Genomic DNA, 21,789 nt, shown 5'->3' with positions numbered 1-21,789 from the left:
TCCGCTAACCGGTCAGGCCGTGCCGCGGAAGGTTAACCCAACCCGCCAAACTCGCGAAGCGCGAAGAAAGGTGAGCAAGAATGATGCAACAATATAACGCCAACTCCTACCTGTTCGGCGGTAATGCGCCGTACGTGGAAGAGTTGTACGAGGCCTACCTGAACAACCCGGGCTCGGTTCCGGACAACTGGCGCGCCTACTTCGACAACATGCAGCACGTGCCTGCCGTCGACGGTAGCAACCGCCCGGACGTGGTTCACTCGTCCGTCATCGCCTCGTTCGCGGAACGCGCCAAGCAGGGCCCGATCCGTACCGTGACCGCCGCCGCCGGCGAAGTCGATCCTGAAATGGCACGCAAGCGCGTTGCCGCCACCCAGCTGGTCGCCGCTTACCGCAATCTCGGCTTGCGTTGGGCCAACCTGGACCCGCTGCAGCGCCAGGAGCGTCCACCGATCCGTGAACTCGATCCGTCGTTCTACGGTTTCACCGACGCCGACCTCGACACCCAGTTCAACATCAGCAATACCTATTTCGGCGGCGAGAGCGCATCCCTGCGCGACCTGCTGCAAATGCTGCGCGACACTTACTGCCGCTCGATCGGTGCGGAGTTCATGTACGTCAGCGATCCGACCGAAAAGCGCTGGATCCAGGAACGCCTGGAATCGATCCGCTCGACCCCGACCTTCTCGGCCGAAAAGAAACGCCACATCCTCGAGCGCCTGACCGCGGCCGAAGGACTGGAACGCTACCTCCACACCAAGTACGTCGGCGCCAAGCGCTTCTCGCTCGAAGGCGGCGAATCCTTCATCGCCTCGATGGACGAAACCATCCAGCGCGCCGGTGAAAAGGGCATCCAGGAAATCGTCATCGGCATGGCCCACCGCGGCCGCCTGAACGTGCTGGTCAACACCCTGGGCAAGGCCCCGTCGGAACTGTTCGAGGAATTCGAAGGCAAGCACGCCGACGATTTGCCGTCGGGCGACGTCAAGTACCACCAGGGCTTCTCGAGCGACGTCTCGACCCCTGGCGGTCCGGTCCACCTGTCGCTGGCCTTCAACCCGTCCCACCTCGAGATCGTGAACCCGGTCGTCGAAGGTTCGGTCAAGGCGCGCATGGAACGCCGCGGCGACCGCAAGGGCAAGCAGGTGCTGCCGATCCTGGTGCACGGCGACGCCGCGTTCGCCGGCCAGGGCGTGGTCATGGAAACCCTGAACCTGGCGCAGACCCGCGGCTACGGCACGGGCGGCACGGTCCACATCGTCATCAACAACCAGATCGGCTTCACCACCTCCGACCCGCGCGACGCCCGTTCGACGCTGTACTGCTCGGACGTCGTGAAGATGATCGAAGCGCCGGTGCTGCACGTGAACGCCGACGATCCTGAAGCCGTGGTCCTGGCGACGCAAATCGCCCTCGACTACCGCGTCGAGTTCGGCAAGGACGTCGTGGTCGACATCATCTGCTACCGCAAGCTGGGCCACAACGAGCAGGACACCCCGGCGCTGACCCAGCCGCTGATGTACAAGAAGATCGCCAAGCACCCAGGCACGCGCAAGCTGTACGCCGAGAAGCTGGCCACGCAAAACACCATCGCCGCCGACGAAGGCGACAAGCTGGTCGCCGCCTACCGCGACGCGATGGACGCCGGCAAGCACACGGTCGATCCGGTGCTGACCAACTTCAAGAACCAGTACGCCGTCGACTGGGCGCCGTTCCTGAACAAGAAGTGGACCGACGCCGCCGACACCGCCGTGCCGCTGACCGAACTGAAGCGCCTGGCCGAACGCATCACCAAGGTGCCTGAAGGCTTCAAGCCGCACTCGCTGGTCGAAAAAGTGCTGGCCGACCGCGCCACCATGGGCCGCGGCGAAATGAACCTCGACTGGGGCATGGGCGAACACCTGGGCTTCGCGTCGCTGCTGGCCTCGGGCTACGCGATCCGCCTGTCGGGCCAGGATGCCGGCCGCGGTACCTTCGTGCACCGCCACGCCGTGCTGCACGACCAGAACCGCGAGCGCTGGGACCAGGGCATCTACCTGCCGCTGGCCAACGTGTCGGACAACCAGGCACAGTTCACGGTCATCGACTCGGTGCTGTCGGAAGAAGCGGTGCTCGGCTTCGAGTACGGCTACTCGACCGCCGAACCGAACACGCTGACCATCTGGGAAGCCCAGTTCGGCGACTTCGTGAACGGCGCCCAAGTTGTCATCGACCAGTTCATCGCCTCGGGCGAAGTGAAGTGGGGCCGCGCCTCGGGCCTGGTCATGATGCTGCCGCACGGCTACGAAGGCCAGGGTCCGGAACACTCGTCGGGCCGCATCGAGCGCTTCCTGCAACTGTGCGCGGACAACAACATGCAAGTCGTGCAGCCGACCACCGCTGCCCAGATCTTCCACCTGCTGCGCCGCCAGATGGTGCGCCAGTTCCGCAAGCCGCTGGTGATCTTCACGCCGAAGTCGCTGCTGCGTAACAAGGACGCCGGTTCGCCGCTGTCGGACCTGACCAAGGGCGGTTTCCAGACCGTCATCGGCGAGTGCGACGACAAGATCGAAGCCTCGAAGGTCAAGCGCGTGATCGTTTGCTCGGGCAAGGTGTACTACGACCTGGTCAACGCACGCAAGACCCGCGGTTCGAGCGACGTGGCGATCGTCCGCATCGAGCAGATGTACCCGTTCCCGCACAAGTCCTTCGCTGCCGAACTGAAGAAGTTCAGCAACGCCATCGAGATCGTGTGGGCGCAGGACGAGCCGCAGAACCAGGGTCCGTGGTTCCAGATCCAGCACAACATCTTCGAAAACATGGACGAAGGTCAGCGCCTGGCCTACGCCGGCCGTCCGGCCTCGGCGGCTCCGGCTGTCGGCTACTCGGACAAACACGTGGCTCAGCAGAAAGAACTGCTGGACACGGCATTCTCGAAGCTCAAGGGCTTTATCCTGACTAAGTAAATGTTCAGCGCAAACCGGCCGCCGCAAGGCGTCCGGTTTTTTAGCGTTCTTGCAGATAGATAACAGAATAATCAAACGGAGTTTTACATGGCACAAATCGAAGTCAAGGTCCCCCAGTTGTCGGAATCGGTTGCTGAAGCAACCCTGCTGTCGTGGCACAAGAAAGTCGGCGAGCCGGTCTCGCGCGACGAGAACATGATCGACATCGAAACCGACAAGGTGGTCCTGGAACTGCCAGCCCCTGGCGCCGGCGTGATCGTGCAACTGCTGAAGGCCGACGGCGCGACCGTCGTCGCCGGCGAAGTCATCGCCATCATCGACACCGAAGCTTCGGCACAGACCAGCCCGCTGGAAGTGAAGGCGATTCCTTCGGCTGCCCCAGGCGCATCGATCCAGGCTCCGGCCGCTGCGCCTGCAGCCGCCAGCACCGGCTCGAAAGGCGACGTCGCCATGCCGGCCGCCGCCAAGATCCTGGCCGACAACAACATGAGCGCATCGGATGCCACCGGCACCGGCCGCGACGGCCGCGTGACCAAGGGCGACGCCCTGAGCGCTGTTGCCAACAAGCCAGCCGCTCCAGCCGCCGCGCCTGCACCAGCAGCCGCCAAGCCAGCACTGCAGCAAGTGTCGGCACCGGCCCCTGTCGCCCTGGGTGACCGTCCGGAAGAGCGCGTGCCGATGAGCCGCCTGCGCGCCCGTATCGCCGAGCGCCTGCTGCAATCGCAGTCGACCAACGCGATCCTGACCACCTTCAACGAAGTCAACATGGCGCCTGTGATGGACCTGCGCGCCAAGTACAAGGACAAGTTCGAAAAAGAGCACGGCGTCAAGCTGGGCTTCATGTCCTTCTTCGTCAAGGCCGCCGTTGCCGCACTCAAGAAGTACCCGATCCTGAACGCCTCGGTCGACGGTAACGACATCGTCTACCACGGCTACTTCGACATCGGTATCGCCGTCGGTTCGCCGCGCGGCCTGGTGGTGCCGATCCTGCGCAACGCCGACCAGATGTCGATCGCCGAGATCGAGAAGAAGATCGGCGAATTCGGCGCCAAGGCCAAGGAAGGCAAGCTGACCCTGGACGATCTGTCCGGCGGCACCTTCTCGATCTCGAACGGCGGCACCTTCGGCTCGATGCTGTCGACCCCGATCATCAACCCGCCGCAGTCGGCCATCCTGGGCGTGCACGCGACCAAGGACCGCGCTGTCGTCGAAAACGGCCAGATCGTCATCCGCCCGATGAACTACCTGGCGATGTCGTATGACCACCGCATCATCGACGGCCGCGAAGCCGTGCTGGGCCTGGTCGCCATGAAGGACGCGCTGGAAGATCCGGCACGCCTGCTGCTCGACCTGTAATTTGAAGGCAAGGGCGTCCCCCGGCACAGGTGGGGCGCCTTCTTCCACATCACAGTAGGGAAATGCCATGATCTCCGATGAAATCCGGCGTTTGCACGAACTGCACCAGGCCGGCGCGCTGAGCGACGCCGAATTCGAACAGGCCAAGGCGAAAGTGCTGGCCGGCGAGCGGGTCAACCTGCACAAGGATCGGCCGAATCACGGCTCGAACACCGGACCGGGTGTAGGCGCCCAATTCGAGGCCGGTGCGAATGCCTTCGAAGCCCAGTTGCGCGCGCTGCGCCGTTCGCGGCGCGACCGCTGGCTCGGCGGCGTCTGCGGCGGCCTGAACGGCGTACTGGGCCTGGAAACCTGGGTCTGGCGGCTTGTCTTTGTCCTGTTCGCCCTCGTCACATCGGGGTTCGGGGCGCTCGTCTATCTGCTGATGTGGATTTTTGTCCCAGAAGAATAAATAAGGATCTATTCATGAGTAACGAGAATCAATTCGACGTCGTCGTCATCGGCGGCGGTCCTGGCGGCTATATCGCTGCCATCCGCGCAGCCCAGCTGGGCTTCAAGACCGCCTGCATCGATGCATGGAGCAACGCCGCAGGCAAGCCTGCACCAGGCGGCACCTGCACCAACGTCGGCTGCATCCCGTCGAAAGCGCTGCTGCAATCGTCGGAACACTTCGAGCACGCCGGCCACGCCTTCGCCGAGCACGGCATCAACGTCTCGGGCCTGGAACTGAACCTGCCGCAGATGCTCAAGCGTAAGGACACCATCGTCAAGCAGAACAACGACGGCATCCTGTTCCTGTTCAAGAAGAACAAGGTCTCGTTCTTCCACGGCCTGGGTTCGTTCGGCGGCAAGGCCGACGAAGGCTACACCATCAACGTCAGCGGCCCGACCACGGCCACCCTGACCGCGAAGAACGTGATCGTCGCCACCGGTTCGAACGCACGCCAGCTGCCAGGCGCGGAATTCGACGAGAAACTGATCCTGTCGAACGAAGGCGCGCTGGCGATCGAAGCCGTGCCGTCGAAACTCGGCGTGATCGGCGCCGGCGTCATCGGCCTGGAAATGGGCTCGGTGTGGCGCCGCGTGGGCGCGGACGTCACCGTGCTCGAAGGCCTGCCGACCTTCCTGGGCGCCGTCGACGAGCAGATCGCCAAGGAAGCGCACAAGCTGTTCACCAAGCAGGGCCTGAAGATCAACCTGGGCTGCAAGATCGGCGCGATCACCAAGGGCGAGAACAACGTCACCGTGGCTTACGCTGACAGCACCGGCGCCGAGCAGACCGCCACCTTCGACCGCCTGATCATCTCGATCGGCCGCGTGCCGAACACGAATGGCCTGAACGGCGAAGCCGTCGGCCTGCAGCTGGACGAGCGCGGCTTCGTGGTCGTCGACGACGAATGCCGCACCAGCCTGCCGGGCGTGTGGGCGGTGGGCGACGTCGTGCGCGGCCCGATGCTGGCGCACAAGGCGGAAGAAGAGGGCGTTGCGGTTGCCGAGCGCATCGCCGGCCAGCACGGCCACGTCAACTTCAACACCATCCCTTGGGTCATCTACACCTCGCCGGAAATCGCGTGGGTCGGCAAGACCGAGCAGCAATTGAAGGCCGAAGGCGTGGCCTATAAAGCCGGCACCTTCCCGTTCATGGCCAACGGCCGTGCACGCGCGCTGGGCGACACCTCGGGCATGGTGAAATTCCTGGCCGACGCCACCACCGACGAAATCCTGGGCGTGCACATCGTGGGCCCGGTCGCTTCGGAACTGATCTCGGAAGCCGTCGTCGCGATGGAATTCAAGGCCTCGTCGGAAGACATCGCCCGCATCTGCCACGCGCACCCGTCGCTGTCGGAAGCCGTCAAGGAAGCCGCGCTGGCTGTCGACAAGCGTTCGCTGAACTTCTAATCGGGTTATGGTGCCGCGGAACGGGGGAACGTACTCCTGCCGCCGGCATCGTTCTCTGGACCGTAGGGTGGACGGGTTCCCCGTCCATGCGTTCACCTCACGTCTGCCGGCCCGCTATCTGGCTTGCGAACGTGTGTCGGACGCGTGGACGGCAGAGCCGTCCACCCTACGTTTTTACGATTGCATTACATGAACGTCCAAGAGTATTACCAGCACGCCCTGACCGAGCGCGGCTTCAAGTCCGATCCTGCCCAGCAGGCGGCGGTCGACCGTCTCCAGCAGGCGTACGACGACTGGGTCCAGTACAAGGCCCAGCGGTCGTCCGCTTTCAAGCGCCTGATCAACCGTCCCGACGTGCCGAAGGGCGTCTACATGTGGGGCGGGGTAGGGCGCGGCAAGTCCTTCCTGATGGACTCCTTTTATTCCGTGGTGCCGGTGGTGCGCAAGACGCGCCTGCACTTCCACGAATTCATGCGCGCCGTGCACGGCCAACTGGATGAACTGAAAGGCGTCGCCAACCCGCTCGACGAAGTCGCCAAGCGCATCGCGAAAAAATACCGCCTGATCTGCTTCGACGAATTCCACGTCTCCGACATCGCCGACGCGATGATCCTGTACAACCTGCTCTCAGCCCTGTTCGCGAACGGCGTCAGCTTCGTGATGACCTCGAACTACGAGCCGTCCACCCTGTACCCGGACGGCCTGCACCGCGACCGAATGCTGCCGACCATCGCGCTGCTGAAGGAGAAGCTCGACATCCTGAACGTCGACGCCGGCAACGACTACCGCAAGCGCGCCTTGGAACAGGTGCAGGCTTATTACACGCCGCTGAACGCCGCCTCGGACCACGCCCTGCGCGACGCCTACGCCAAGGTGGCCGACACCGCCGACGAAAGCCCCATCGTCCACATCGAGAACCGCGAGATCCGCGCCCTGCGCCGCGCCGGCGGGGTGATCTGGTTCGACTTCGCCACCCTGTGCGGCGGCCCGCGCTCGCAGAACGATTACCTGGAACTGGCCACGCGCTTCCACACCGTGATCCTGTCCGCGATTCCGAAGATGTCGGCCGGCCAGTCGTCGGAGGCGCGCCGCTTCACCTGGCTGATCGACGTGTTCTACGACCACAAGGTCAAGCTGGTGATGTCGGCCGCGGGCGAGCCGGAAGAGCTCTACACCCAGGGCATGCTGGCAAATGAATTCCACCGCACGGTCTCGCGTATCATTGAGATGCAGTCGCGCGAGTACATGCTCGCCGAACGGCGCGGCGCGGCCGACGCCATCGCCTGACCACACAGAACACCATCGGGAACAAGATGACAAACAAAGCACAGTCCATGTTGCGCAGCGCCGCCGCCACCCTGGTCCTGGCCCTGCTGGCCGCCTGCGCCAGCGAGCGCCAGGCGCTGCCGCCGGCGCCGTCCTCGCCGACCACTTCGGTGGCCCAGGCCGACGAGCGCCTGGCCGCCGTGGCCGCCGAACGCGCCGCCATCGCCGCCAATTACGCCGCGCGCGAAGCCGTCTGCTACGACAAATTCTTCGTGAATAACTGCCTGGACGAAGCCAAGGAACGCCGCCGCAGCGCCGAGGCCGTGCAGCGCGCGATCGAGATCGACGCCGAGCACTTCAAGCGCAAGTTCAAGGTCGAGCAACGCGACCGCCAGATGGCCGAGGCCGAGGCCCGCTACCGGGAAGAGGAAGCGCGCGCCGCCACCCAGCCACCAGCCGCGCCGAAGGTGCCGACCGCCGTGCCGCCGCCACGTCCGTCGCCGGTCGCCGGCCGCATGGCGCGCCATGACCAGAAAGCCCAGGAAGATGCCGCGAAGGAAGCGGCCGATGCACCGAAGCGCGCCGCGAACGCCGCGGCGTATGAAGAACGGCGCCGTAAGTCCGAAGAACGCCAGCGCCTGGTCGCCCAGCGCAAGGCCGAGCGCGAAGCCAAGCGTGTGAAGGCGGAGCAGGAGAAGGCGGCGGGGCAGCAGCCGGCGCCCGCTCAATAAATCACGGCGTCGCCGTTCGTAGGGTGGGCACTCGTGCCCACCGGCCTTTTTCGTGCCTATCCCGACCCAATCGTGTTCGGAACGGGCGCTAACGCAATGCCGTTTGTGACGCCAACACCATGCCGGCTTCCGCGTGGGCAGTGGGGCCGGCTAAATGCCGGCACCACAAAGTGCCCACCCTACGTTATTGCTCTCCGTTCGGCGCTGTCAACTTGATGATGGCCATCGAGCAATTCCCCCACTTGCCCTGCGAGCGTTCGGCCGCCTTGTTGATCAGCCGTTCCGACGCTTCGCGCGGGGTCGCCCGCACGATCGCGGCGCCGAGCTCGGCATCCGTGAAGAAATGCCACAAGCCATCCGTGCATAGCAAAAACTGATCCCCGGCCGCCGCTCCCGTGTGCATGCCAACCGTCACGAACGGCTCCTTGCGGCTGTTCCCCAGCACATTCAGCAACAGCTTCGAGCGCCGGTGGTTGCGCGCCGATTCCAGCGGCAGCCGGTCGGCCACGAGGTGCTCGATATACGCCGCATCGCCGGTACGCAGCACGCACTGCCCATCCTCGAAGCGGTACAGGCGCGAATCGCCCACGTGCGCCCACACCGCCTCTCCGTGCGGTGACAGCAACAGGCCGACGAAGCTGGCGTGCGCTTCCTCGCCGGTGGTGACCGCATTCATCTTGATCACCATGTGGGTCTCGTGCACGATGTCGCGCAGCAGCTGGGCCAGGCGCTCCGGGTTCGGGCCCTCGGCGGGCTTGAAATTGTCGAACACCTGGCGCGCCGTGTGCAGCACCTGCTCGGCCCCGCCGACGCCGTTGATGCCGTCGGACAGCACGGCCAGCACATAGCCGGGCGCGCGGGCGCCGGTCAGGATGGCGACCCGGTCGTTCTGCCGCGGGCGGTTCCCGATGTGTTGCGCAGTTCCCGCTTCGATCTTGAAGAGATTCATAAACTTTGATGCTTTCCGTGGCTGGACGGCCAATCTTTGTTGGCGGCAACGTCGCCGTAGATTAAACTATGCACCGAGAAGCCTCCGTGTTGCAAGCTTCATCCGGTGCAACGCCAGCCCGCAGTCCCGCCGCCGCCCCGCCTGTTGAAAAACCTGTTTGGAACCGCCATCATGACCGATGTCCAAGACATCCAGCGCCGCATTATCGAACTCGACGTGGAACACCGTGACCTCGACGCGGTCATCGCGATGCTGACAGCGGATGGCCACGCGGACCAGTTACAATTGCGCCGCCTCAAAAAGCGTAAACTGCAGCTGAAAGACCATATCACCTTGCTGAAAATGCAACTCGTGCCGGATGTGCCGGCCTGAGGCCTACACTTCCTTGAAACGCCTATTTTGACCGATCACCTCCCTGTGCCCGGCGTTGCCGACGCCGTTGTTTCGTCCTCTGCCGTTCCCGATGATGCGCCTGCCGCTCCGGTCGGCAAGTACGACGAAGAAATCGACCGCCTGTTCGGCGTCGGCGGCCCGCTCGCGCCCGCTGTCGGCACCTTCAAGCCGCGCCAGTCGCAAACCGAAATGGCGAAAGCCATCGCCGCCGCCATCGACGGCCAGCAAGTGCTCATGGCCGAGGCCGGCACCGGCACCGGCAAGACCTTTGCCTACCTCGTGCCCGCGCTGCTGTGGGGCGGCAAGACCATCGTCTCGACCGGGACCAAGAACTTGCAGGATCAATTGTTCCTGCGCGATATTCCGACCATCCGCAAAGCCCTGAAGGCCCCCGTATCGGTGGCGCTGCTGAAGGGCCGCTCGAACTACCTCTGCCATTTCCACCTGGAGCGCACGCTGCAGAACGGGCGCCTGACCTCGCGCGACGACGTCGGCCACCTGCGCGAAATCTCGCGCTTCATCAAGATGAGCAGTTCCGGCGACAAGGCGGAACTGGCCAAGGTGCCGGAAAACGCCTCGGTCTGGAACCTGGTCACGTCCACGCGCGACACCTGCATGGGCGCCGAGTGCCAGTATTACCAGGACTGCTTCGTCATGAAGGCACGCCGCGAAGCCCAGCAGGCGGACGTGGTCGTGGTCAACCACCACCTGTTCTTCGCCGACGTCGCCCTGAAGGACACCGGCGTGGCCGAACTGCTGCCGTCGGCCAACACCATCATCTTCGACGAAGCGCACCAGCTGCCCGATACCGCGACCCTGTTCTTCGGCCAGTCGGTGTCGACCTCGCAGGTGCTGGAACTGTGCCGCGACGTGCTGGCCGAAGGCCTGGCGCATGCGCGCGGTCCGGACTGGGCCAAGATCGTCACCGTGGTCGAAAAGGCCGCGCGCGATCTGCGCCTGACCTTCCCGGAAGGCAGCACCCGTTTGTCGCTGCCCCAGGTGTTGCCGACCTCCGCCTTCTTCCCGGCGCTGGTCAAGCTCAAGGAAGAACTCGATGGCCTGATCGACGTGCTCGAAGAGCAGGCCGAGCGTGCCGAAACCCTGGAAGCCTGCCGCGTGCGCGCGGTCGAGCTGAAAGCCGCCTACGATGCCTGGAAGGCAGACCCGAAGGCCAAGGGTGCTGAGGCCGAACAGGCCGTGCTCTGGGTCGAGGCTTTCAATTCCTCGCTGCAGCTGCACAAGACGCCGTTGTCGATCGCGCCGATCTTCCAGAACCAGCGCGAGGGTAATCCGCGCAGCTGGATTTTTACCTCGGCAACGCTGGCGGTGAAGAACGACTTCAAACACTTCTCCGACCAGATGGGCTTGACCGGCGAACCGGCGCGCACCTGGCCGAGCCCGTTCAACTACGGCGAGCAGGGCGTGCTGTACGTGCCGACCGGTTTGCCGGAACCGAACTCGATGGGCTACACCGATGCCGTGGTCGACCACGCGCTGCCGGTCATCGAGGCGGCCGGCGGGCGCACCTTCTTCCTGTGCACCACGATCCGCGCCGTGAACCGGGTGGCCGAACGCCTGCGCACCGAGTTTGCCGAGCGCGGGCTCGACTTCCCGCTGTTCGTGCAGGGCGAGCGTGGGCGCACCGAACTGCTCGATTCCTTCCGCAACGCGGGCAATGCGGTGCTGGTCGGCAGCCAGAGTTTCTGGGAAGGCGTGGACGTGCGCGGCGATGCGCTGTCGTTGGTGATCATCGACAAGCTGCCGTTTGCTCCGCCCGACGATCCGGTGCTGGCGGCGCGCATCGAGGTGATGGAAAAGCAGGGGCTGAACGGCTTCATGCACCACCAGTTGCCGGAAGCGATCATTACGCTGAAGCAGGGCGCCGGGCGCCTGATCCGCGACGTCGATGACCGCGGGGTGTTGATGATTTGCGATCCGCGTTTGATCAGCAGGCCGTATGGCCGGCGCATCTGGCAGAGCCTGCCGCCGTTCAAGCGTACGCGCGTGCAGGAAGACGTGATCAGGTTCTTCAAGCCGGACGCCGAATAGTCGTCGATTCGTAGGGTGGACGGGTTCCCCGTCCACGCGTTCAGCCAGCGTTTAAATAAGTAGGGTGGGCGCTCCTGTGCCCACGCGTAAAGCGTGAGCAGTGGACGATCCCGGTAGAAGCCAACAATGAATGACGTTCATGCGTGGGCATGTTGTTGATGCCCCCGGCATCAAAGACCCCCCACAATATCAAGCGCCGGTTGAACGCGTGGACGGCGGAGCCGTCCACCCTACCAATTACGGGACGATCACGACCTTGCCGGTCACCTTCCGATCGGCCATGTCGTTCAAGGCCTGCGCCGTCTCGGCCAGCGCATAGCGCTGCGACACCAGCGGCTTGAGTTTTCCTTCGGCCATCCAGCCCAGCATCTCGCGCATCGCGGCCACGTTTGCCTTCGGCTCGCGCTTTGCGAACTCGCCCCAGAACACGCCGACCACCGACGCACCCTTCAGCAGCATCAGATTCCACGGCAGCTTGGGAATCTCGCCCGCCGCAAAGCCGATCACCAGGTGCCGCCCGCGCCAGGCGATCGAGCGCAACGCCGGCTCGGTGTACGGCCCGCCGACCGGATCGTAGATCACGTCCGGACCCTTGCCCCCGGTCGCCGCCTTCAGTGCCTCGCGCAGGTCTTCTTTCGAATAATCGATCAGCACGTCCGCGCCATGCGCGCGGCAGACTTCCAGCTTCTCGGCACTCGATGCCGCCGCGATGACGCGCGCACCGAGGGCCTTGCCGATCTCGATGGCCGCCAGGCCGACACCGCCGGCCGCGCCCAGCACCAGCATGGTTTCGCCGGCCTTCAGCTGGGCGCGGTCGACCACCGCATGGTGCGAGGTGCCATAGGTGAGGGTGATCGCCGCGGCGATGTCGAAGTCCATGTCGGGCGGCATCGGCATCAAGACGTCGGCCGGGGCGCGCACCTGCTCGGCAAAGGCGCCGCTGCGGGCAAAGCCGATCACCCGGTCGCCGGCCTTGAAGTGGCTCACGCCTTCGCCCACCGCGCGCACGGTGCCGGCGAACTCGTTGCCCGGCGTGAAGGGCAGTTCGGGACGGTACTGGTACTTGCCCTGCACGGTCAGCACGTCGGGGAAGTTGACCCCGGCCGCGCGCACCTCGACCACGACTTCGCCGGCTTGCGGCACGAGGTCGGGCAGGTCCTGCAGTTCCAGGCTGTCGGGCGGGCCCCAGTCCTTGCATACGATCGCTTTCATTGCATCTCCTGTTGTTGTGTTGATGGTCGCGAATCTTGCCAATTATGCCTCAGTGAACGATCCGGTGTTGGCCCGGGCCTGCTCCGGGCAGGTTTGTTCGCACGCAAAGCGACGGGGGTATGCGGCGCTAGAGTGGTGGATGCGCGTGCGCGCCGCGGGCGTATTGAACAGGGGAATCGAATGGCAATCCGGTACGGCTGCTTCTTCAGTTACGCCCATGGGCGCCACGGCTTGATGCAGCATTTCAAGGCCGCGCTGGTCGACGCGCTGCAATGCTATCTCGAACCGTATTTCGACAACGAAGAAGAACTCTTCGTCGACACCGAACAGCTCGGCGGCGGCGACGACCTCGACGGCAGGATCGCGCGCGCCATGTGCGAAAGCGTCTGCATGATCCTCATCTACACGCCCAAGTACGAGGCGCATGCCTACACGCGCCGCGAATACGCGGCCATGCGCCTCATCGAGGCCGAGCGCAGCACCTGGTACACGCTGCCCAGCCACCTGATCATCCCGGTCATCATGACCCAGCACCCCGACCGGCTGCCGCCGCAGATCGCGTCGTCCAGCTTCTACGTCGACTTCTCGCATTTCACCATGGCGACCGCCGACCTGAAATCGAATCCCGATTTCCTCCCCGACATCAACAAGATGGTCAAGCGCATCGCCACCCATTACCAGTACCAGAAGCGCCATACGCCGCCTGGTCATGATTGCAACCAATTCGTGCTCCCCGATGTCCCACCCGAGTGGCGCGCCATCCCGGATCTCACTTTCCCGAAAAAATGAGGAGCTACATGGAAATCAACCGCCTGACGCTGCCGCCGATTCCCCGGCCCGGCGAAGTCACCACCTTCTACTCCTTCGAGCATGGCGCCGCGCGCAGCGCCGCGCTGGCGCATGCCGCCGTCCAATTGGCGGCCGGGCAGAACGCCACGGTGCCGGTGCTGATGATCGACTGGGATACCGAGGCGCCCGGCCTGCACCATTATTTCCCGGCGTGCGACGAGCGTTTCGCCGACCCGCGGCCCGAGGTCCGGCCCGGCATGCGGCTCGACACGCACCCCGGCGCGCGCAGCGACCTGCGCCCCGGCATGGGTCCCGGCGCCCGGCCTGACGCGGCCCGGCCCGGACTCCTCGAATACTTCGAGGCCTGCCGCGAACAGCTGCAGTCGCTGGGCCGCGCCGGCGCCGACCTCGACCACGAGGAAAGGGCGCGCCTGGTGCTGGAAGCGATCGACTGGGAAGCCTACGTCGAACGGGTCGACCAGAGCCGCTCGCTGTACCTGATGCGCGCCGGCCGCTTCGACGACAGCTACGGCGAGCGCGCCGACCGCATGGACTGGGACGGCCTGTTCGCAGCCTGCCCGGCGCTGTACCGCGCCTTTGCCGCGCACCTGGCGCGCCACTTCCGCCACGTGCTGGTCGATGCGCGTGGCGGGCGCTCGGCCGCCGTCAGCGTCTGCACCACGCTGCTGCCGGGGCGCCTGGTCGGGCTGTTCACGCCGGGCGGTCGCAGCCTCGAAGGACTGGCCGGCGTGGTGACGCGCGCCGTCGAGTACCGCTGCAGCCACGAGGACGAGCAGCGCCCGCTGCTGGTCTACCCGCTGCCCTGCATCCCCGAAGGCGCCGACGCCGAGCGCCGCGCCTTGTGGCGGCGCGGCGACCCGCAGCGCGGCATCGGGGGCTACCAGCCGGCGCTCGAACAATTGCTGCGCAACTGCTACGGCCTGTCCCAGCTTTCGCTCGACAGCTACCTCGACGAGGTGCCGCTGCTGGCCTCGGTGGCCGCGGCGGCTTCGATGGCGCCCGGCGCGCCGGGCGAACCCTTCGCCGCGGGCGCCGGGCGCGATGCCGATTGCCATGCGCCGGCGCGCAGCGTGGCGGCCCTGCTGGGCTGGCTGGAGGGGGGGCATTTCCCCTGGCAGTCGCGCGCCGAGCTGGCGCTGCTTGATGCCATCGGCGCCAGCCGCAGGGCGCTGGCCGCCGGCGGGCAGGGCGCAGGCCTGCCGGGCCCGGGCGCCCCCGACCCGAACGCGGCGCCGCTGGCGCGCGACCTGCTGGGCCTGGGCGAGCTGCAGCGTGCCCAGGGGCGGATGGCCCAGGCCCAGGAATGCTTCGAAGAGAGCACCGCGCTGCGCCAGCGCCTGTTCGGCGACACCCACCCCGACACCCGCGCCAGCCGCTCGGCGCTGGCGTCGCTGCTGCGCGAGACGGGCCGCCTGCGCGACGCCCGCTCCCAGTACGAACTGCTGCTCGAACACTGCGTGCTCGGCGCCGGCGAAGAGCATGCCGAGACCCTGGCCGCGCGCTCAGGCCTGGCCGCCACCCTGGCCCAGGTCGAGGAATTCCCGCGCGCGCTGGCGCTGCACGCATCCGTGGTCGAGGCCTGCGAGCGGCTCTACGGCCCGGGCCACATCGCCACCCTCGACGCCCTGGCCGGGCAGGCGCGCACCCTGGCGCGCCAGGGAGAATATTCGCGCGCGCGCATGGTCTACGAGCGCGTGCTGGAAGGGCGCCAGCGCATCCTCGGCACCGAGCACGAGGACACGCTGCGCTGTACCCAGCAGCTGGCAACGCTGCTGCGCGACATGGGCGACCTCGGCAATGCGCGCAAGCTGCAGGAAGGCGTGGTGCGGGTGCGCGAGCGCCAGGCCGGGCCTGACGCCGCCGCCACCCTGCAGGCGCGCGAGGCGCTGGCCGAGATCTTCGCCGCCCAGGGCGACCTGGTTGCGGTGCGCGAGATGCAGCAGGCGCTCGCCACGGCGCGCGAGCGCCGGCTCGGCTCCGAGCATCCCGACACCCTGAGCATCCTGTTGCGCCTGGCCTCGACGCTGTCGGAGCAGGGCGAGCTGGAGGAAGCGCGGCGCCTGCAGCAGCACGTGGTGAACCTGCACGAGCGCCTGCACGGCAGCGACGACCACGAAACCCTGCGCAGCAAGCAGATGCTGGCCAGGACCCTGTCGAGCCAGGGCGACAGCCAGGCGGCGCGGCGCCTCGAGGCCAGCGTGGAAGAGGGCAGCAGCCGCCTGCTCAACATCCGCGCCATGTCGGCGGGGCCGCACGATGCCGCCGGCCCGGGCTTCGGCCCTGACGCCGGCGCCGCGCGCAGCGTGCGCGATCCGGGCGCCGCCGGCCCGGGCGGCCATGGCGCGCCGCGCGCCGGCGGGCTGGCAGCGCCCGGCAACGGCGCCGTGGCGCGTGCCGCGCTCGCGCACGCCGGCCTTGCGCACGAAGGAGGGCGCGACGGCACGCGTGGCGGCGCCGGCGGGCACGAGGCCGCGCAGGCGCCGCACGAACATCTCGACCACACATTGTCGCAACTGCAAAGGCTGGCCGACACGCGCCGCAGACGCGAAGCGCGCGCCCTGGCCGACAGCCTGCGCGAAACGATCCTGCGGCCCGGCGTGGCGCAGGCGCTGCGGCGGCGCGGGGTGACCCTGATCAAGCAGGTCTACCTCGAGGACGGCGACAAGGATGCCCTGCTCGCGTTTACCGAAGACGAGGTGGCGTCGCTCGAAGGGGCCCTGATCGAGGCGGCGGGCGGACGTTCGATGGCTTTGCGCTAGTGCTTCCCGCTTGATGTTGCCGGATTTGCAAGGGGTGGCGGGGCGTCGTCCGGCGACAACGGCGCTCCTGCGGGCTCTCCCCGGGAGCCAGAAATTATGTACCGACGGTGCGCGATACGGCAGTTGCTTCAGGTAAAATCGCGTGATGCGAATCCTAATCAGTAACGACGACGGCTACCTCGCCCCCGGCATCAACGCCCTCGCCGACGCCCTGGCTGCGGTGGCGGAGATCATCGTTGTCGCGCCCGACAGCAACCGCTCCGGTGCGTCCAACTCGCTTTCGCTCGACCGTCCGCTGTCCGTCACCAAGGCCGCGAACGGTTTCTATTTTGTCAATGGCACGCCGACCGACTGCGTGCACATCGCCCTGACCGGCATGCAGGAAGCGCCGCCCGACCTGGTCGTTTCCGGCATCAACAATGGCCAGAACATGGGCGACGACACCCTGTATTCGGGCACCGTGGCCGCCGCCACCGAGGCTTTCCTGTTCGGCATCCCGGCCATCGCGTTTTCCCAGGTGCATTCGGGCTGGGCCCACATCGATGCCGCCGCCCGCGCCGCGCGCGACGTGGTGCTGCGCCGCTTCGAGATGCTGCCCGCGCCCTTCCTGCTGAACGTGAATATCCCGAACCTGCCCTACGAGCAGCTCGGTCCGCTGACGCCGACCCGGCTCGGCCGCCGCCACCAGGCCGAGCCGGTGATCCGCTCGCAGGACCCGCGCGGGCGCGAAATCTTCTGGATCGGCGCGCCCGGCGCCTGCCGCGACGCCGGCGAAGGCACCGATTTCCACGCCACGGCGCAAGGCAGGATCTCGGTGACGCCGCTGCAGATCGATCTCACCCACCGGCCGCAACTGGAATTGCTGGCCCATGCCCTGGCGGACGAAGCGGGGAGTGCACCCGGCGAGGGGCGGCCATGACAGACCGGTCCGGCGCCCCGGAAGGCAAACGCTTTCCCTTGCCGCTGTCCTCGGTAACCGGGGGCGCGCGCAAGCCGGGCGCGCCGGCGCCGGTGGCCACGCCCCAGACCGCCACCCAGAACGCCGCGCGCGCACTCGGCGGCGCGGCCCAGCCGCCCAAGGCACCGCCGCCCGGACCCAAGCCGCCCGGCTATGCGCCGCAGGCAACGCAAAGCGCCCCCGCGGCCCAGCGTTCGGATTTGATGGCCACCGAAGCGATCCGGCGCGCCATGGTGGCGCGGGTCGCCGCCCAGGGCGTCAAGGACGGCGCCGTGCTGGCGGCCCTGGAGGCGGTGCCGCGCCACCTGTTCATCGAGCCGGCGCTGTCGAGCCAGGCCTATATCGACGCCTCGCTGCCGATCGGGCACAATCAAACTATTTCCCAGCCTTATATCGTTGCGCGTATGATCGAGGCTATGCGCGCCGGCAAGTCCGGCGCCGATGCCCCGCTCGGCCGCGTGCTCGAAATCGGCACCGGCTGCGGCTACCAGGCCGCGGTGTTGTCGCGGGTGGCAAAGGAAGTGTATTCGATCGAGCGCATCAAGCCGCTGCACGAATTGGCCAAGGCCAACCTGCGGCCGCTGCGCATATCCAATCTCCGCTTGCACTACGGAGATGGTATGCTCGGGCTCGCGCAGGTCGCGCCCTTCGACGGGATCATCCTGGCGGCGGCCGGCCTGGAAGTGCCGCGCGCACTGCTCGAGCAGCTTGCCATCGGCGCATGCCTGGTGGCCCCGGTCGGGGGCCAGGTCCAGCGCCTCGAGCGGATCACCCGTACCGGCAAGTCCGAATGGGCCAGCGAGACGCTGGAATCCTGCCATTTCGTCCCCTTGCGCCCCGGCACCGTTTGAGCGCTGCCAGTCTGTAATAGGTATTAGAAAAGAATGAAACAAAGCATCCGTACCCGTCACCCTTTACTCCTGTTGACCCTCATGCTCGGCCTGCTGGCCGGCTGCAATACCGCCACCCGCCGCGCGCCGGTCGTCGAGCGTCCCGTGTCCCAACCGCATAGCCGTCCGGCGCCGGCCCCGCGCGCCGAGGAGCCGCGCCAGGACGCGCGCGGCTACTACACCGTGCGCCGCGGCGACACCCTGCTGCGCATCGCCCTCGACAATGGCCAGAGCTACCGCGACCTCGTCGCCTGGAACAACCTGGCCAACCCGGACGACATCAAGGTCGGCCAGGTACTGCGCGTGAACCCGCCCGGCAGCGAACGCGTGGCCGGCAACGGCACCGTGACCCAGCCGGTGCCGATGCCGCCAGAGAGCCGTTCCCAGCCGCCGCGCAAGACCACGCCGCGCGCCGACAAGAAACCGTACAGCGAAGACAACGTGGCCGAGGCCCAGCGCGGCGACAAGGCGGAAAATGTCGTGAACGCCGGCGCAGGTGCGACTGCCGTCGCGGTGACCGGTTCGCGCGTCGGCGCCACCGTCACCGCCACCGACGACGAGAAGCTGAGCTGGATGTGGCCGTCGGACGGGCGCATCATCGCCACCTTTGACGAAGGCAAGAACAAGGGCATCGACATCGCCGGCCGCGCCGGACAGCAAGTCATGGCTGCCGGCGCCGGCAAAGTAATGTACGCTGGCAGTGGCATCCGGGGTTATGGTAACCTCGTCATCGTCAAACACAGCAACAGCTTGCTGTCGGCCTACGCCCACAACCGCGCCATCGTCGTCAAGGAAGGCGATAACGTGGCCAAGGGCCAGGTCATTGCCGAAATGGGCGATTCCGATGCCGACACCGTAAAGCTGCATTTCGAGATTCGCCAGCAGGGCAAGCCGGTCGATCCGTCGAGGTTCCTGCCCAGCCGCTAGAGAGGGCCAATGACGCTGCCGCCGCACTCCCGGGATCAAGACGTATCGGACGATCTGCCTGACGAGCTGGAGGGGGACGGCGCGTCTCGCGCGGGCGGCGCCTGCAGCTATCCCGGGGACGCGCCGGAAGGGGTGGCCGATGGGGGCGACGGCGCCCCGGTGCTGCCCGGCGCCGGCGCCGAGCCCGACGGCGTCGACGAACTGAAGACGGTGCTGGCCGCCGAGCTCTCCACCGACACCACCCAGCATTACCTGAACCAGATCGGCACGCGCCCGCTGCTGACGGCCACGCAGGAGGCGCACTTCGCCACCCTGGCCAAGGACGGCGACTTCGGCGCGCGCCAGACCATGATCGAGCATAACCTGCGGCTCGTGGTCTCGATCGCCAAGCACTACATCAACCGCGGCGTGGTGCTGCTCGATCTGATCGAGGAAGGCAACATCGGCCTGATGCGCGCCATCGACAAGTTCGAGCCCGAGCGCGGTTTCCGCTTTTCCACCTACGCCACCTGGTGGATACGCCAGAGCATCGAGCGCGCCATCATGAACCAGGCGCGCACCGTGCGCCTGCCGGTGCACATGGTGCGCGAGCTGAACGCCGTGCTGCGCGCCAAGTACCACCTCGAAGCCCAGCACCACGACGGCAAGGACGCCAGCGTCGAGGACATCGCCAGCCTGCTCGGGCGCCCGCCCGAAGAAGTGCAGGACATTTTGGCGCTGTCGGAACATGCCGCCTCGCTCGATGCGCCGCTCGACAACGATCCGGGGTCCAGCCTGATGGACATGCTGCCCGGGGAAAACGACGACAGCCCGGATGCGCGCGCCGAGCAGCACGAGATGACCCTGCTGGTGCGCGACTGGTTGACGCGCCTGCCCGAGAAGCAGCGGGTGGTGGTGATGCGGCGCTTCGGGCTGGACAACGACGATCCGGCCACGCTGGAAACCCTGGCGGAAGAGATGGGCGTGACGCGAGAAAGGGTGAGGCAGATCCAGCAGGAAGCGCTGGTGAAGCTGAAGCGGGCGATGGCGGCACGTGGCGTCGTGCGCGATTCCTTGTTATGATGCGGCGGGTTTTTTTGTCCGTGGTATTCGATCGTTGATCGTCGGCCGCGGGGCATAACGGGGCCAACGGTTTGCCGTTTGATCCGCCAACAATGTTCATCGTTCCGCGTGGGCACGGAGTGCCCACCGTACGTCCCTCCGATTCGCGTTACCTCATTTTTATCCATGCAAGAAATTTTTATCGATATTAAATCGCTGGACGCGGATGCGCGCGGCGTCGGTCACCTCGAGAACGAGGACGGGACCCCGGGCAAGGTGATCTTCGTCGAAGATGCGCTGCCGGGCGAGCGCGTCAGCTATGAGGTCAAGCGCAAGAAGAAAAACTGGGAAGCGGGCCGCATGGTCACGCTGCAAAAGGCCTCGTCGATGCGCGTCGAGCCGCGCTGCGAGCATTTCGGCTATTGCGGCGGTTGCTCGATGCAGCACCTCGAGCCGAGCGCCCAGGTCGCGATCAAGCAGCGCACGCTGGAAGACAACCTCTGGCACCTGTCGAAGGTGAAGGCCGAGAACATCATGCGCCCGATGTACGGCCCGACCTGGGGCTACCGCTTCCGCGCGCGCCTGTCGGTGCGCCACGTCGAGAAGAAGGGCACGGTGCTGGTCGGCTTCCACGAGCGCGCCTCGTCGTATGTGGCCGACATCCGCTACTGCCACATCCTGCCGCCGCACCTGGGCGGCATGCTGATGCCGCTGCGCGAACTGGTCGGCTCGCTGTCGATCTACAACCAGATGCCGCAGATCGAAGTGGCCGTCGGCGAGGAAACCACGGCCCTGGTGCTGCGCATCATGGCGCCGCTCAGCGCCAAGGACGAGGAGTTGGTAAAGGCATTCGCCGACGAATGGGGCATCCAGTGGTGGCTGCAGCCGAAGGGGCCGGACACCGTGTATCCGTTCTACCCGCTCGACCGCGAGTTGTACTACACGCTGCCCGAGTTCGGCGTGCGCATGCCGTTCAAGCCGACCGACTTCACCCAGGTGAACCACCAGATCAACCGCGCCCTGGTGCACAAGGCGCTGACCCTGCTGGAAGTGCAGCCGCAAGACCGCGTGGCCGATCTGTTCTGCGGCCTGGGCAACTTCACGCTGCCGCTGGCGACCCAGGCGCGCGAAGTGGTCGGCATCGAAGGCAGCACCGTGCTCACCACGCGCGCGCTGGAAAACGCCAAGGCCAACGGCCTGGACGCGAAGACCACCTTCTACACGCGCAACCTGTTCGAGGTGGCGCCGGACGACCTGGTGCAGCTCGGCCGTTTCGACCGCATGCTGATCGACCCGCCGCGCGACGGCGCGATCGCGCTGGCACTGGCCCTGGCCGAACTGCGCGAAAGCGGCCGCACGGATTACCTGCCGCAGCGCATCGTGTACGTGTCGTGCAGCCCGTCGACGCTGGCGCGCGACGCCGGCATCCTGGTGCACCGCGCCGGCTACGTGATGAAAAAGGCGGGCGTGGTGAACATGTTCCCGCACACCTCGCACGTCGAGTCGATCGGCGTGTTCGAGCTGGCGGAAATCCAAGGCCAAGGCTGTTGAGTAGTAGGGTGGACGGCTTTGCCGTCCACGCGTTCAACGAACGTTCGCATGGT

17 protein-coding genes are annotated in these 21,789 nt (G+C 66.3%); 15 read left to right on the top strand and 2 right to left on the bottom strand.

Features of this window, described 5'->3' with window-relative positions:
• Positions 1 to 80 precede the first annotated feature (80 nt).
• The 6 genes from ACWYRN_RS02035 (at position 81) to ACWYRN_RS02010 (ending at position 8,197) form a co-directional block, all read left to right on the top strand.
• Complete coding sequence (locus ACWYRN_RS02035; protein WP_488690907.1) at positions 81 to 2,945, top strand: 2-oxoglutarate dehydrogenase E1 component; 2,865 nt, start codon at positions 81 to 83, stop codon at positions 2,943 to 2,945.
• A gap of 87 nt (positions 2,946 to 3,032) precedes the next feature.
• Complete coding sequence (gene odhB, locus ACWYRN_RS02030) at positions 3,033 to 4,301, top strand: 2-oxoglutarate dehydrogenase complex dihydrolipoyllysine-residue succinyltransferase (RefSeq protein ID WP_229438699.1); 1,269 nt, start codon at positions 3,033 to 3,035, stop codon at positions 4,299 to 4,301.
• A gap of 67 nt (positions 4,302 to 4,368) precedes the next feature.
• Positions 4,369 to 4,752, top strand: a complete 384-nt coding sequence (locus ACWYRN_RS02025; RefSeq protein ID WP_488690906.1) for a PspC domain-containing protein — start codon at positions 4,369 to 4,371, stop codon at positions 4,750 to 4,752.
• 14 nt (positions 4,753 to 4,766) lie between these two features.
• Complete coding sequence (gene lpdA / locus ACWYRN_RS02020; RefSeq protein WP_488690905.1) at positions 4,767 to 6,200, top strand: dihydrolipoyl dehydrogenase; 1,434 nt, start codon at positions 4,767 to 4,769, stop codon at positions 6,198 to 6,200.
• 189 nt (positions 6,201 to 6,389) lie between these two features.
• Entirely contained in the window at positions 6,390 to 7,487 is a 1,098-nt protein-coding gene (gene zapE / locus ACWYRN_RS02015) for a cell division protein ZapE (protein ID WP_488690904.1), read from the top strand.
• A gap of 47 nt (positions 7,488 to 7,534) precedes the next feature.
• A complete protein-coding gene (locus ACWYRN_RS02010) occupies positions 7,535 to 8,197 on the top strand; it encodes a hypothetical protein (protein ID WP_488690903.1) in 663 nt (220 codons plus the stop codon).
• Positions 8,198 to 8,381: 184 nt separating this feature from the next.
• Here the strand turns inward: ACWYRN_RS02010 and ACWYRN_RS02005 are convergent, their stop codons facing one another.
• Entirely contained in the window at positions 8,382 to 9,146 is a 765-nt protein-coding gene (locus ACWYRN_RS02005) for a PP2C family protein-serine/threonine phosphatase (RefSeq protein WP_488690902.1), read from the bottom strand.
• Positions 9,147 to 9,317: 171 nt separating this feature from the next.
• Between ACWYRN_RS02005 and ACWYRN_RS02000 the strand changes: the two genes are divergently transcribed.
• Together ACWYRN_RS02000 and yoaA are read left to right on the top strand one after the other, a co-directional pair.
• Positions 9,318 to 9,518: a YdcH family protein gene (locus tag ACWYRN_RS02000; RefSeq protein ID WP_056333185.1), complete on the top strand. Its 201-nt coding sequence runs from the start codon at positions 9,318 to 9,320 to the stop codon at positions 9,516 to 9,518.
• 27 nt (positions 9,519 to 9,545) lie between these two features.
• Positions 9,546 to 11,588 carry a DNA repair helicase YoaA gene (gene yoaA / locus ACWYRN_RS01995; RefSeq protein ID WP_488690901.1) on the top strand — a complete coding sequence of 681 codons (2,043 nt, stop codon included), beginning with the start codon at positions 9,546 to 9,548 and terminating at the stop codon, positions 11,586 to 11,588.
• A 237-nt stretch (positions 11,589 to 11,825) separates the two neighbouring features.
• Here the strand turns inward: yoaA and ACWYRN_RS01990 are convergent, their stop codons facing one another.
• Positions 11,826 to 12,800 carry an NADPH:quinone oxidoreductase family protein gene (locus ACWYRN_RS01990; protein ID WP_229438692.1) on the bottom strand — a complete coding sequence of 325 codons (975 nt, stop codon included), beginning with the start codon at positions 12,798 to 12,800 and terminating at the stop codon, positions 11,826 to 11,828.
• 180 nt (positions 12,801 to 12,980) lie between these two features.
• On the opposite strand from ACWYRN_RS01990, the gene ACWYRN_RS01985 reads away from it, so the two are divergent.
• From ACWYRN_RS01985 to rlmD, 7 genes are all read left to right on the top strand, one after another.
• Positions 12,981 to 13,589 carry a toll/interleukin-1 receptor domain-containing protein gene (locus ACWYRN_RS01985; protein WP_305825439.1) on the top strand — a complete coding sequence of 203 codons (609 nt, stop codon included), beginning with the start codon at positions 12,981 to 12,983 and terminating at the stop codon, positions 13,587 to 13,589.
• 8 nt (positions 13,590 to 13,597) lie between these two features.
• Positions 13,598 to 16,369, top strand: a complete 2,772-nt coding sequence (locus tag ACWYRN_RS01980; protein WP_488690900.1) for a tetratricopeptide repeat protein — start codon at positions 13,598 to 13,600, stop codon at positions 16,367 to 16,369.
• 145 nt (positions 16,370 to 16,514) lie between these two features.
• Positions 16,515 to 17,288, top strand: a complete 774-nt coding sequence (surE, locus tag ACWYRN_RS01975) for a 5'/3'-nucleotidase SurE (RefSeq protein ID WP_488692761.1) — start codon at positions 16,515 to 16,517, stop codon at positions 17,286 to 17,288.
• Positions 17,285 to 18,178 (top strand): protein-L-isoaspartate(D-aspartate) O-methyltransferase, encoded by an 894-nt coding sequence (locus ACWYRN_RS01970; RefSeq protein ID WP_488690899.1) that lies wholly within the window; start codon positions 17,285 to 17,287, stop codon positions 18,176 to 18,178. The genes surE and ACWYRN_RS01970 overlap by 4 nt, the downstream gene beginning before the upstream one ends.
• Positions 18,179 to 18,211: 33 nt before the next feature.
• The gene (locus ACWYRN_RS01965) at positions 18,212 to 19,144 is read left to right on the top strand and encodes a peptidoglycan DD-metalloendopeptidase family protein (RefSeq protein ID WP_488690898.1); all 933 of its coding nucleotides are present in this window, start codon (positions 18,212 to 18,214) and stop codon (positions 19,142 to 19,144) included.
• A 9-nt stretch (positions 19,145 to 19,153) separates the two neighbouring features.
• Positions 19,154 to 20,206 carry an RNA polymerase sigma factor RpoS gene (gene rpoS, locus ACWYRN_RS01960; RefSeq protein WP_488690897.1) on the top strand — a complete coding sequence of 351 codons (1,053 nt, stop codon included), beginning with the start codon at positions 19,154 to 19,156 and terminating at the stop codon, positions 20,204 to 20,206.
• A gap of 165 nt (positions 20,207 to 20,371) precedes the next feature.
• On the top strand, positions 20,372 to 21,736 hold the full coding sequence (gene rlmD, locus ACWYRN_RS01955; RefSeq protein WP_488690896.1) for a 23S rRNA (uracil(1939)-C(5))-methyltransferase RlmD: 1,365 nt from the start codon (positions 20,372 to 20,374) through the stop codon (positions 21,734 to 21,736).
• Positions 21,737 to 21,789: the final 53 nt, after the last annotated feature.

This window comes from Massilia sp. BAP21 (assembly GCF_057801335.1).
The sequence above is the reverse complement of the archived record's forward strand: the minus strand, read 5'-3'. Positions and strand labels throughout refer to the sequence as shown.